The sequence below is a fragment of the Chitinophaga sp. genome (assembly GCF_039596155.1).
Lineage (GTDB): Bacteria > Bacteroidota > Bacteroidia > Chitinophagales > Chitinophagaceae > Chitinophaga.
Map to the genome: position 1 here is coordinate 33336 of NZ_JBCNKF010000002.1, position 13429 is coordinate 46764.

Annotated in this window: 12 protein-coding genes; 11 read left to right on the forward strand and 1 reads right to left on the reverse strand. The window is 45.0% G+C overall.

What is annotated here, in order from left to right; translation table 11 throughout:
- Position 1 precedes the first annotated feature (1 nt).
- The 7 genes from ABDW33_RS02005 to ABDW33_RS02035 all read left to right on the forward strand — a co-directional run bounded on the left by ABDW33_RS02005 (position 2) and on the right by ABDW33_RS02035 (position 8920).
- The gene (locus tag ABDW33_RS02005) at positions 2-1459 is read left to right on the forward strand and encodes an alpha-L-fucosidase (RefSeq protein ID WP_343688397.1); all 1458 of its coding nucleotides are present in this window, start codon (positions 2-4) and stop codon (positions 1457-1459) included.
- A gap of 275 nt (positions 1460-1734) precedes the next feature.
- A complete protein-coding gene (locus ABDW33_RS02010; RefSeq protein ID WP_343688398.1) occupies positions 1735-2436 on the forward strand; it encodes a response regulator transcription factor in 702 nt (233 codons plus the stop codon).
- Between the two features lie 150 nt (positions 2437-2586).
- The gene (locus tag ABDW33_RS02015; RefSeq protein WP_343688399.1) at positions 2587-3306 is read left to right on the forward strand and encodes a 2'-5' RNA ligase family protein; all 720 of its coding nucleotides are present in this window, start codon (positions 2587-2589) and stop codon (positions 3304-3306) included.
- A gap of 66 nt (positions 3307-3372) precedes the next feature.
- The gene (locus ABDW33_RS02020; protein WP_343688400.1) at positions 3373-5625 is read left to right on the forward strand and encodes a RelA/SpoT family protein; all 2253 of its coding nucleotides are present in this window, start codon (positions 3373-3375) and stop codon (positions 5623-5625) included.
- Positions 5626-5749: 124 nt separating this feature from the next.
- Positions 5750-7039: an adenylosuccinate synthase gene (locus ABDW33_RS02025; protein ID WP_343688401.1), complete on the forward strand. Its 1290-nt coding sequence runs from the start codon at positions 5750-5752 to the stop codon at positions 7037-7039.
- 108 nt (positions 7040-7147) lie between these two features.
- Entirely contained in the window at positions 7148-7606 is a 459-nt protein-coding gene (locus ABDW33_RS02030; protein ID WP_343688402.1) for a hypothetical protein, read from the forward strand.
- A 72-nt stretch (positions 7607-7678) separates the two neighbouring features.
- Positions 7679-8920 carry an anthranilate synthase component I family protein gene (locus tag ABDW33_RS02035; RefSeq protein ID WP_343688403.1) on the forward strand — a complete coding sequence of 414 codons (1242 nt, stop codon included), beginning with the start codon at positions 7679-7681 and terminating at the stop codon, positions 8918-8920.
- Here the strand turns inward: ABDW33_RS02035 and ABDW33_RS02040 are convergent.
- Entirely contained in the window at positions 8910-9830 is a 921-nt protein-coding gene (locus ABDW33_RS02040) for a TIGR01777 family oxidoreductase (protein ID WP_343688404.1), read from the reverse strand. The genes ABDW33_RS02035 and ABDW33_RS02040 overlap by 11 nt on opposite strands.
- A 185-nt stretch (positions 9831-10015) precedes the next feature.
- On the opposite strand from ABDW33_RS02040, the gene ABDW33_RS02045 reads away from it, so the two are divergent.
- The 4 genes from ABDW33_RS02045 to ABDW33_RS02060 all read left to right on the forward strand — a co-directional run bounded on the left by ABDW33_RS02045 (position 10016) and on the right by ABDW33_RS02060 (position 13377).
- On the forward strand, positions 10016-11530 hold the full coding sequence (locus ABDW33_RS02045) for a hypothetical protein (protein ID WP_343688405.1): 1515 nt from the start codon (positions 10016-10018) through the stop codon (positions 11528-11530).
- A gap of 111 nt (positions 11531-11641) precedes the next feature.
- The gene (locus tag ABDW33_RS02050) at positions 11642-12247 is read left to right on the forward strand and encodes an RNA polymerase sigma-70 factor (protein ID WP_343688406.1); all 606 of its coding nucleotides are present in this window, start codon (positions 11642-11644) and stop codon (positions 12245-12247) included.
- Positions 12248-12315: 68 nt separating this feature from the next.
- A complete protein-coding gene (locus ABDW33_RS02055) occupies positions 12316-13236 on the forward strand; it encodes a FecR domain-containing protein (protein ID WP_343688407.1) in 921 nt (306 codons plus the stop codon).
- Positions 13237-13242: 6 nt separating this feature from the next.
- A complete protein-coding gene (locus tag ABDW33_RS02060) occupies positions 13243-13377 on the forward strand; it encodes a hypothetical protein (RefSeq protein ID WP_343688408.1) in 135 nt (44 codons plus the stop codon).
- The last annotated feature ends 52 nt before the right edge of the window (positions 13378-13429 follow it).

A 13429-nucleotide genomic window follows, 5' to 3' on the forward strand; every position in this document is an offset into this window, starting at 1 on the left:
CATGCGAAAACTTTGTATGCTTTTGAGCAGTGCATTACTGCTAATGGGGTCGGCGGGCGCGCAGCAACACCAGATTCCACCCTACATACCACCGACAGACAAGGCTGTGCAGAAGAACCTGGAAGAGTGGTCAGACTGGAAATTCGGGATGTTAATTCACTGGGGTGCTTATTCCCAATGGGGGATAGTAGAGTCCTGGAGCATTTGTCCGGAAGATGAGGGATGGACGCAGCGCCAGCCATATGGCATACCTTATTACGATTATGTAAAGAAGTATGAGGAGTTGGGTAAAACTTTTAATCCGACAAAGTTTGATCCGTCCAAATGGGCAAGAGCTGCAAAGGATGCGGGGATGAAGTACGTTGTATTCACGACCAAGCACCATGATGGTTACTGTATGTTTGATACAAAGCAAACGGATTATAAAGTATCTAATCCAAATTATGCTTTTGGAAAGGATGCCCGTTCAAACATTGCGAAAGAAGTATTTGATGCATTCCGCAAAGAAGGGTTGCATGCAGGTGCTTATTTTTCCAAACCAGACTGGCATAGCCAGGATTACTGGTGGTCTTATTTTCCACCGAAAGACAGGCATGTTAATTATGATGTAAGCAAATATCCGGATCGCTGGAAAGCTTTCCGTCAGTATACGTACAACCAGATTGAGGAGCTGATGACGGGTTATGGCAAACTGGACATACTGTGGCTGGATGGCGGCTGGGTACGTCCGCGCAAACAGGATACAAAGGCTGCTGCTGATATAACGGCTGCAGAAACAGGTGAAAAGGTAATCAAGCAGGATGAGGACATTGACATGGATGGTATAGCTGCGATGGCGCGTACACATCAGCCAGGGTTGATTGTGGTAGACCGCGAGGTGCATGGTCCTAACGAAAACTACCGTACTCCAGAACAGCAGATTCCTGCGAAGCCACTGGATTACCCGTGGGAGACATGTATGACGATGGCGAACAGCTGGTCTTACGTACCTGATGATCATTACAAATCTGTAAATGTGTTAATTCACAATCTTGTTGACATCGTTGCAAAGGGTGGCAACTACCTGTTGAACGTCGGTCCGGGGCCTGATGGTCAGTTGCATGATGAAGCCTATACAACAATGACTGCAATTGGCGCCTGGATGCATGTGAATGGTGATGCGATCTATGCAACAAAATCTGTTGCTCCATACAAGGATGGAAAAGTATGTTTTACACGGAAGAAAGACGGCAGTGTATATGCGATATATCTGTTGGATAAAGATGAGCAATTGCCTGCTACTATTGCATTTAAAGGCCTGACCCCTGCAAAGGGTGCAAAGCTGGAAATGCTGGGAGCGAAAGAAAAGCTGGGTTGGAAAGCAACGGGTGATGGTACTACGATTACCGTTCCAGCTGCCTTACAAAAGAAGGGTTTTCAGCATGCGGTTGCTATCAGAATCTCTGCAGTAGCATCCTAAGCAGGATAAAAAGACTTTAAAAAAATGGCCGCCGGTGAACTGGCGGCCATTTTTTTTGTTAATAGGTGTAAAGGCATATTATAATAGTGAAAATGATAATACCATTTTGAGTAACCCTTAATCAAAACCGTTACAACTGTTGTCCAGAACGAGTATTTCTGATCAATAACTTCTTATTAACTAAAATCAAAAGTTTATTTATCAATATTGTAAGCAGAAAAGGGTACAATCAGTTTTGTTAACAACCTAACATGTAACGGGGAAAACTTTTACGTATGGAGAGTAATGTATCGATCCTTCTTGCAGAAGACGATTATCACTACGGGAATGTAGTAAAAAAACATCTGGAACAGCAGGGATATCACGTGGTGCATTGCTTTGACGGGGAGGTGGCCTGGAAAAAGTTTCAGAGAGATGATTTTGATCTGGTCATACTGGATGTAGTGATGCCGAAGCGGGATGGTTTCTCTCTGGCGCAGGACATCCGTAAAAGAAATGGCATGATTCCTATTATTTTCATATCTACCCGTTCACTGGATGAAGACCGGCTGCATGGTTTCCGGATTGGGGGAGATGATTTTTTGATAAAGCCATTTAGTATGAAGGAGCTGGTGATGCGGATCAGGGTGTTTTTGCGTAGAACGCTGCCAAAAGAGCTACCCGGAGATGGTATTTACCGCATAGGCCATGTACGTTTTAATTATGACGAAAAGGAACTGACGAAAGACGACGGCGTCCTGATCTCTGCGCTCACTAAGAAGGAGGCGAAGGTATTGAAATACCTGGTGGAGAACAGCAATAAGCTCGTCAAGCGCGACGAGATATTATTGAAAGTTTGGGGCAACAGTAGTTTCTTCAGCAGCAGGAGTATGGATGTATTTATCACACGACTGCGAAAGCATTTTAAACTGGAACCGGGTATTGATCTTGAGACGTTGCATAATGTAGGAATCCGGTTGAACATACCAAAAGACTGAGTCATTTCATTTATATAAGGGAGTATGTCTGTCAGCATCAGGCAAGGAAAAAATCTGGACGAACAAGTAGCAGTAAAAAAAGAGCATCAGCATATTACAAAGCAAGGATTCAGGCAATAGAACCCCATCATCATCCACTAACTGTACACAATGCACTATGAAAGAAAAGGGCCCGGGCTGGTAAACGGCGGTAAGTCCGGGCATGGACAACCACGACATGAGCAACAGAACAATGATCGCCGCCGGAATGGCAACTCACAGGGAAAACAGATTAATCCCCGCAAACCACAACGGCCTAAAAAGCCTAAGAAGGAGAGTAAGATCTATTTTATTGCTTTATTACCTAATGCCGCAGTGGGCAAAGAGATCATCAGAATGAAACAGGAATTTGCGGATTTCTATGAGGCCCGCAAAGCGCTCAAAGTTTTACCCTATATTACTGTACAAGTACCATTTACAGCTGATCCTGCCATGGAAAAGGACCTTTGCGAAGCATTAACGGATTTTGCAGGCGGCATGAAACCTTTTGAGGTGCAATTGAATGGATTCGGGGCCGTTGCCCTGGAACACAGGAGACTCATCTTTATCAACGTAGTCAAGTCTCCCGCCATTATGGACCTGCATAAGCAATTGATCCTGTTGCTGAGAAAGGACTTCGGATTCAGCAGTATGCTGGCCAAATATGGCTTTAATCCTCACATCTCGTTGGCGCTGAATGATATAGGAGACGGGCTTTTCGAAATGGCCCGGCAGGAGTATGAAGATAAGGCGTTTCAGGCCGCATTCAGGGTAAATAATTTGTATTTGTTACGCCATACCGGCACTGCCTGGGAGGTATTGCATAAATGCAGGCTGGGTGGTGAGGCCTAAAAGATACCACTACCGTGGGATTCCGGACTATGGTTCTTATACAAGAAAATTGTAACTTTAGTCCAGATGGATACAGTGGCAGTAAAAACATATAACCTCGACGAGGAACAGGAAAAAAAGGAAATCGTTCGTCATTACCGTGCTTTATTACGTGCTTTGAAACCGCGCTTAAAGAAAGGTGATCGCGAACTGGTACGTACTGCCTTCGAAATGGCAGCAGATGCGCACAAGGAAATGCGGCGTAAATCGGGTGAACCCTACATATTACATCCCCTGGCTGTAGCTCAGATCTGTGTGGATGAAATAGGATTGGGGGTTCGCTCTGCTATCTGCGCACTCCTGCATGACACGGTAGAAGATACAGAAGTAACGCTGGAAGATGTTGAACGGGCATTTGGGGCTGAGATCGCTCACATTGTAGACGGTCTCACCAAAATATCGATCGTGGTCGATTCCAGTACCAGTACCGCACAGGCGGAAAACTTTAAGAAGATCCTGCTCACCCTGGCAGATGACCCGCGTGTGATCCTGATCAAGCTGGCAGACCGCCTCCACAACATGCGTACGCTGGATAGCATGAGTCGTGAAAAACAACTCAAGATCGCGTCCGAAACCGTCTTTATTTATTCTCCCCTGGCTCACCGCCTTGGCTTGTATAACATCAAGTCCGAGATGGAAGATCTGTCTATGAAGTATACGGAGCAACAGACGTATCGTGACATTGCCCGTAAACTAAAGGAGACAAAGCGTGAGCGTACCCGTTATATCAACGAGTTCATCAAACCAATTAAAGAAGTGCTGCAGGAGGAGGGATTCAACTTCGAAATATTCGGACGTCCCAAATCTATTCATTCTATATGGAATAAGATCAAGAAGAAAGGTATCACTTTCGAGGAAGTATATGACCTCTTCGCGATCCGTATCATCATGGATTCCCCGGTGGATAAGGAAAAGTCTGATTGCTGGAAGGTATATTCCATCATCACGGACTTCTATCATCCTAGTCCTGAACGGACCCGTGACTGGCTCAGTAATCCAAAATCCAATGGATATGAGGCGCTGCATGTAACTGTAATGGGGCCATCGGGTAAATGGGTGGAGGTGCAGATCAGGACCAAGCGTATGAATGATTATGCTGAAAAGGGTCTGGCTGCCCACTGGCGCTACAAGGAAGGTAGCAACCAGAAGCAGGATACGGAAAATAAATTCGATCAGTGGTTCAACCAGATCCGTGAGATCCTGAATAACCCTGATTCCAATACCCTGGATTTCCTGGCCGACTTCAAGAGCAACCTGTTCACGGAAGAGATCTATGTGTATACCCCTAAAGGGGATCTCAAGATCATGCCGGTCAACTCCACGGCGCTGGACTTTGCTTATGCTATTCACAGTGCGGTAGGTAATAAATGTATAGGCGCCAAGGTGAATTATAAACTGGTGCCCCTCAGTCATAAGCTGCGTAGTGGAGACCAGGTAGAGATCATTACCTCCAATAAACAAAAGCCTACTGAAGACTGGCTGAATTACGTACTGACTGCCAAGGCGAAATCCAAGATCAAGGATGCCCTGAAGGAGGAAAAGCGGAAGGTAGCCATGGATGGGAAGGATATATTGGAGCGGAAGCTGGATCACATGAAGATCTCTGCCAGCCAGCATAATATTAATGAACTGGTACAATTCTATAAGCAGCCTTCTCCACTCGACCTGTATTACCAGATCGCGGTGAAGAATATTGACCTGAAAGAATTGAAACAATTCAATATACTGGGCGATAAGCTGGAGGCCCCCAAGCCGCCATCTGTGAAGTCGCCTGAGCATATTGCCGAGGACCACATCAGGCACCAGCTGCCTTCCAAGAAGGATGCGGAGCTGATTATCTTTGGTGAAAGCTCCGATAAGATAGCCTACAAACTGGCAAACTGTTGCCGCCCGATACCGGGAGATGACGTATTTGGCTTCATCACCGCCAGTGAAGGATTGAAGATACACCGTACCAATTGCCCGAATGCTGCCCAGTTGCTGGCCAATTACGGTCACCGGGTCGTGAAGACCAAGTGGGTGAAGAACAGGGAAATTTCGTTCCTCACCGGCTTACGCCTGGTAGGGATGGATGATGTAGGGGTGATCCATAAGATTACAAATATTATCTCCGGAGAGCTGAAAATAAACATCGCAGGGTTGACGATTGAGTCCAAGGAAGGCCTGTTTGAAGGGCTGATCAAAGTGTTTGTGCACGACAAAGAGGAGCTGGACGAATTGTTCCTCCGTTTAGGTAGGCTGGATGGTATTCAGTCAGTAAACCGGCTGGAAGATGAGTAAATGAATGATAGGGTTGCCGCCTGGCAGCCCTTTTTTTTTGTCATTTGACAACGGGTTATAGTTGTAATTATTCCTTTTTTCCCCTTAATTTTGCCACTTCTTTTTAAAAATAATATCAATTCATATGGTAGATGTTTTGCTGGGCCTGCAGTGGGGCGACGAAGGCAAAGGAAAGATTGTGGATTATTTCGCAGGCAATTATGATATCATTGCCCGCTTTCAGGGTGGTCCAAACGCTGGTCATACCTTATATATCGACGGTCAGAAAGTAGTATTGCACACGATCCCCTCCGGCGTGTTTCACAAAAACATCATCAACCTGATTGGAAACGGGGTAGTATTAGACCCTGTTACCTTCAAGAAGGAATGTGATAAGATCACTGCGCTGGGCGTAGACCTGAAAGCTAACCTGTTTATCGCTGAGAGAACGCATGTAATTGTGCCTACTCACAGGGCGCTGGATAAAGCTTCAGAAATTTCTAAAGGAGCTGATAAAATCGGTTCTACCCTGAAAGGGATCGGTCCTGCCTACATGGATAAAACAGGCCGTAATGGTTTGAGAGTAGGCGATGTGCTGCGTGCTGACTTCCAGGAGCGTTATGCCAAACTGAAGGCTAAGCATGAACACCTGCTGGCAGGCTACGATTTCTCTGCTGAAGTAAGAGCGGAAATTGCGCATGATATTGCTGAATGGGAAGGTGAATTCTTCCAGGCGGTTGAATTCCTGAGAGGTATGAATATAGTAAATGGTGAGTATTTCCTGAACGATTACCTGAAAGCCGGTAAAAAAGTATTGGCAGAAGGAGCACAGGGAAGTATGCTGGATGTGGATTTTGGAACATATCCTTTCGTAACTTCATCTAATACGATTAGTGCTGGTGTATGCAGCGGTCTGGGTATCGCCCCATCCTGGGTAAAAGAAGTGATCGGTGTGACCAAAGCATATTGTACCCGCGTAGGTAGTGGTCCATTCCCTACTGAACTGCACGATGCAGTGGGCGAAAAACTGCGTAAAGAAGGGAATGAATTTGGTGCAACTACTGGCCGTCCACGTCGCTGTGGCTGGATTGACCTGGTAGCACTGAACTATACCTGCATGCTGAGTGGTGTTACACAACTGGTCATGACCAAAAGTGATGTACTCGATGTGTTTGAAGAAGTGTACGCGTGTACCGCCTATGAAATAGATGGAAAACAAACCAAAGCGATGCCTTTCCAGATCAATGATCTGGATGTAACGCCTATCTGGGAAAAATATAAAGGCTGGAGCGATGAGACTGCTGCAAAAAGCAAGACCTTCAGCGAGTTACCTGCCGAGATGAAAGCCTTTGTAAAAGCTGTTGAAACTTACCTGGGTGTTCCTGTGAAATATGTGTCCAACGGGCCTGGAAGAGATCAGATACTGCCACAGTAAAATACCTATAAATTACAAAAAAAAAACGGCAAAAAAAATTTGGCTAATCAAAAAAACTGTTAAAACTTTACGCTAAAGTAATACGCTAAAGACTTAAGTGAACCTATTATGAAATCAAAATCTGATAACGAAAAAGAGACCAAAAAGACGAGTTCTCCAAAGACTACTAAAGCAACGCCTAAAGCTGCTAGTAAGCCCAAGAAGGAAGAGGAGGACGAAGATGATGAGGATGAGGAGGAAACTCCCCGTAAGTCTGCTGCTTCTAAAAAATCAGATAAGCCGGCCTCAAAATCAAAAAAGAAATCTGACGATGACGAGGATGACCTGGATGACGAAGATGATGATTTGGGTGACGACGATGATGATGATAATTGGGGAAAATCTGAAGATGAGGATTACGATCCTGACTTCGAGGAGTTTGACATGCCTAAAGCTAAGAGCAAACGTGGCCGTCCTGGAAAGAAAAGTGTAGATGACGATGACGATCTGGGCATCGACGATGAATTCAAAGACCTGGGTCTGTTTAACGACAGAGGAGGCTTTGACGATGACGACGACGATTTTTAAGCACTAAAAATCACCATTATCAGGATATTTCACTATTTCCCGGTTAATGATCAAACGTTATTTAAACAACAGATGTTGGATTGGGCACACCAGTACAACATCTGTTGTTTTTTAGACAATAATCATTATGCTTCTGCTTACAACCAGTACGAAGCTATCCTGGCTGCCGGCGCCATCGCGACGCTCACCTGCAATGCCGGCAACGCCTTTTCTCAGTTACAGCAATTTTACGATACGCACGCCGACTGGCTCTTTGGCCACCTGGGGTATGACCTCAAGAATGAAGTATTTCCCGGGATGACGTCCGGGAATGCCGATGGCCTTGATTTTCCCGACCTGTTCTTTTTCAGGCCTGAAGTTGTGTTGCTGCTGAAAGAAAATGAAGTGAGTATAGGTGGATGGAATATGGATCAGCAGGCAGCTGCCGCCATCTTTGCCGCTGTACAGCAAACCCCTGTTCGTACCGCAGGCAGCGCAGTATCCAATACTGACATTACTGCTCATATCGATCGTGCACAGTATATCCAGTCTGTGCGTGCCCTGCAGGAACATATCCACAGGGGAGATTGTTATGAAGTGAATTTCTGCCGTGAGAATTTTATCCGCGATACGGATGCTGATCCTTCCGAACTTTACAGGCGTCTCAACAGGCTTTCTCCCGCCCCATTTTCCGCTTATTATCACTTCGATGATAAATACCTTGTTTGTTCAAGCCCGGAGCGTTTTATCCAGAAAAAAGGGCCTTTACTCGTATCCCAGCCAATCAAAGGCACCATTAAGCGGGAACCGGATGTGCTGAAAGATAAAGCACGTCAGCTGGAGTTATTCCACAACAGCAAGGAACGCGCTGAGAATGTCATGGTGGTAGACCTGGTACGTAATGACCTGTCACATACTGCGCTCCAGGGTACAGTGCAGGTGGCAGAACTCTTTGGTATTTACTCCTTTGCCCAGGTGCATCACATGATCTCTACGGTCACGGCTATGCCTGATCCGGCCTTACCCCTTACTGAACCGATTAAACAGGCATTTCCTATGGGTTCCATGACAGGGGCACCCAAGAAGCGGGTATTGGAACTCATAGAGCAATATGAGCAATCAAAAAGAGGATTGTATGCGGGTGCTGTGGGATATTTTACCCCTGATGGGGATTTTGATTTCAATGTGGTGATCAGGAGTATCCTGTACAACGCAGGCAACAGATTCCTGTCCTTCCAGACAGGATCTGCTATTACTTATTACGCCAGTGCTGAGCAGGAATGGGAAGAATGCCTGCTCAAAGCCGCTGCCATGAAAAAGATCATTACCGCTTAAAGAAATTTTCCAGTGCACTTCTGATATCAGGATAGGAGAATACAAACCCTGTATTACTGATTTTAGCAGCCGATACGCTGACACTCTTCAATATCTCCACACTCATTTCACCAAGTACCAGTTTCAGGATGAACGCAGGGACATGTATGGGAATAAAGCTTTTGCCCCTGGATACCTGTGCCAGTGTCATTACAAGGTCCTTATGCCTTACAGGATTAGGTGCTACAGCATTGTAGATGCCTTCCAGATCCGGGTTTACAATGCCACTCAGGTAAAGTCTTACGAGGTCATGAATGTGAATCCAGGGAACCATCTGCTCGCCATTGCCAAGAATGGTGGCAAAGCCGAATTTCAGTGGTTTATAGAATTCCTTTAATGCACCACCGTCAGGACTGAGGGCAATGCCTGTGCGGAAGATCAGGACTTTTTTATGCAGGGATTTTATTTTTAGTACTGAATTTTCCCAGGCTACGCAGGTTGTACTCAGGTAATCGTCGATAGGAGGGTCGTTTTCTGTAAAGGGTTCACCGCCGGTATACGGGCCATAATAGCCGGTAGCAGATGCACTGATAAATTTCTTTACTTTATTGGGTATACGGGAAAGTGCATTGAAAAGCAGCTCAGTACTATGTGTACGGCTGTCAATGATTTCTTTTTTGCGGGCTGCTGTCCAGCGTTTATCTGCTACGTTAGCGCCTGCCAGGTGAATGATATAATCTGCCTGCGAAAGGGCAGATTCATCAATAGTCTGACGCTGTACGTCCCAGTGTGCATAGGTAACCAGCCCGTTTTCTGCGGGAAGGTCTGTTTTTCTGCTCAGGATGATAACCTTATATCCAACTTCCGTAAGCAATCTGGTGAGTGCGCGACCTACAAGGCCCGTACCACCTGTAATTAAGACCGTGTCCATAGTTAAGCTCAAAAGTACTGTTTATTTATATCAATTTGGGTGCCGGGTGCCGTTAATCATGCTTTTGGCGTTGGTAATCCGTAATTCCTTATTTTAGTGTAACCGGTTGGCAGTGGATACAATGAATTCCAGTCGTTTACCGTTAAATCTATATCCTAAACTGCAATTTTTAAATAAATCAGCAAATGCGCATATTATATCTCTATGCTTTACTGTTTTTGTGGAGTGGGGCATTAATGGCTCAAAAGATCACTTATACGGAACCTGAGAAGGATGATTACAAAAGCACCGAATTTGAGATTATCGGTCGTGTGTCAGGCAATATTCTGGTGTATAAGAGTGACAGGGGAGACTACGTAGTATCTGTGTACGACAATGCGATGCAACTCAAAGACAGGGTAAAGCTGGATTTTCTACCCAAGAAACTGATCAGTGTCGACTTTATCAATTATGCGGACAAGGTATACATGTTGTACCAGTTCCAGCGTAAAGATGCTGTATACAGCTTCTGTGCGACCATGAATGGTGAAGGTAAGTTCAACGACGCCCCGGTGATGGTCGATTCGACCCGCATTGGTTACAATGCCAAAGACAATAATAAGGTATACTCCGTTGAATATTCGGAAGACAAAAGCCGGATACTGATCTATAAGATCAATCAGGACAAGGAGAACGACAACGTTTTCTATACCTTCCTGTACGACAGTGCTTTCCATTTCATGAACAACAGCAGGTTGTCACTGCCCATGGAATCCAAACGGCATTTCCTCAGCAACTTCAACCTGACGAATGAGGGGGATCTCATTTTCAATAAACTGGAACGTACCAATAACAGGGATTATATTGTAAGTGGTAGCCTGGTGATCAAACGGGCTGCTGTAGACAGTTTTGAAACTGTGCCCATGGAACTGAAAACAACCCTGCTGGATGAAGTGAAGATGAAAATTGATAACAGTGCCCATAAAGCGCTGGTCACATCATTCTATTACAGGCAGAAACGCGGGAATGTGGAAGGCCTGTACGTAAGTAAATACGACTATGCCGCCAAGACCCTGCTGTATGAAAAGGAAGTAGTGTTTTCACCTGAACTGAAAAGCAATGCCAGGGGCGAATCTTCTACTAACGCAGCTTTCAATGATTATTTCATCAGAAAGATCATCAATACCAAAAATGGTGGATTTATCCTGACGGCAGAATCTTTCTATACCACGAACCGGAACAACCAGCCATGGAACAGATGGAATTATATGTACGGCCCTTACGGCATGTATACTCCATACTATTATTCTCCCTATTCTCCCTGGTATTACAACCCATGGTATAATAATTCAAACATGGGCACCCGGTATAACTACGACAATGTAGGGATCCTGTCAGTAGATGATGAAGGTAACCTGCTGTGGAGCAACTTTATCCGCAAATCCCAGTTTGACGACGGATCTGACCTGTACCTCTCTTACCTGATGGTGAATATTGGCAGTGAATTACGCTTCCTGTACAATGAACTGAAGAACCGGGATTTCATTGTAACAGATACCGGTGTAGAACCTGATGGCTCCAGTACACGCAAACCAACCCTGCGCAACCTGGACAAAGGATTCACCTGGATGCCACGGTACGGTAAGCAGATCAGCGCAAGAACAGTATTGGTGCCCTGCATCTATAGAAGTTATATCTGCTTTGCTAAAGTAGACTTTTAGCAGTCGCAAAATGAATAATAAGCCACTTTTGCCAACAGGAAAAAGTGGCTTTTTTATTCCCAGAAACCCAAAAAATCGCCAAATAGCTATGAATTATTGATTTTTTTTTGTTTGTTTATAGTATCAACCAATCTTTTAGCCAAAATCGCCAACATTATTAAAAAAGTAAATACATACAATGAGGGGGAAAGTATTGCCTTATTAATAAGTGGCGATCAGGATGCGTACGAAGCTATTTACAATGAATATTGGCCCCGGTTATTCGCCTATGTCTACAACCGGTTAAAGTCTAAAGCCATCACAGAAGAAATCATTCAGGAAGTATTTTTCTCCCTTTGGAACCGTCGGTCCGAATTAAAACTCAACCACTCACTCAATGCCTATTTGTTCACAGCGGTCAGGTACCAGCTGTTCAATTATATGAAAGCCGACAAGGTACGGAGGGCTTATGCCAGCAGTTATGCCCAATTCCTGGATGCCGACCATAGCAATGAACAATATATGGCCTATGCCGACCTGGTGAATGCTGTAGAAAAAGAAGTATCGCGCCTTCCTGAAAAATGCCAGCAGGTATACCGCATGAGCCGGAATGAGCATCAATCCATACAGGACATTGCTACTGCTTTGAATATTTCTCATAAGACTGTGGAAAACCACCTGACCCGGGCTTTGAAACACCTGCGTATCGCCTTCCGGGAATATTTCTGGCTATTGTAAAAAATATTTTGCTGCACATAGGGTGTTTGCCCTTTCTCAGTTTACTTACTATATAGAAAACAGGTTGGATGAATAGCAAGGAATTCAAACATATTCTCGATCAGTACACCGAAGGCCGGCAAAATCCACAATTGGAAGCATGGCTGGATAGCCTGGAAGATACTACCGCTTTTGATAGCTTGTCTCCCCAGGAGCTGCAGGCATCGAAAGAAGCGACCCTTCGCCAGTTGCGTTACCGCATTGGTAACAGACGTCCTGTTTTCCGGTTGATGAAAGTTGCGGCGTCGGTGGCGGTGTTGGTAGCCGCGGGTTTTATATACCGGACTACCTTACTGAATCTCGTTGCACCACATCGCGCTACCTATGCGACCAGTGTGAAAGGGAACATCACGAAGCAGATTTTATCAGACGGTACTATTGTATGGCTGAAAGGGGAAAGTAAACTCGTTTTCCCGGTGAAATTTGGTGGTAAAGAAAGAGCTGTGACCCTGGATGGAGAAGCCTTATTTGAAGTAGCTAAAGATGTACAACATCCGTTTATGATCTATTGCGGATCTCTCACCACCAAAGTATTAGGAACGAGTTTTAATATTAAAAAAACAGGAAATGAAGTGGCCATCTCAGTGCTCACCGGCGCTGTATCTCTGAATGGCAACAGCATATTACGTGAACATGAAAATGCCGTGTATTCAGCAGCACAGGCCACTGTGACGAAGGGCCATGCTACCAGTGAAGCGGTACATGAATTTACCAAAGGAACAGAGTATGATATGGCATTCAATGATGCCCGCATGGAACAGGTGATCCAACGAATAGAAAAGAAGTTTGAAATAGATATACAAACCGGCGACACTACTATCGCCAACAGTCTGTTCACAGCTGATCTGACAGACCAGTCTTTACATACTACGATGGAGATGATTAGCCAGGCACTCAACCTCGAGGTGGCGATCAAAGGAAAGACCGTAATAATGCAACCAAAAAAATAAGTCGTCATGAACTATCAACCAGAACCAGGAAGGATCACACTAAAAACAATTGCCTATGACAGTAGCTTCACAACTACAACTGTACAGGACTCATTTTGCCTGTATGCTCAGATAGCGAACACTATCTTATCCGTCAACTGAATACGTAAGCATATTTACCCGTATTCAGGTATGAAATTTAATTGGGTATAAT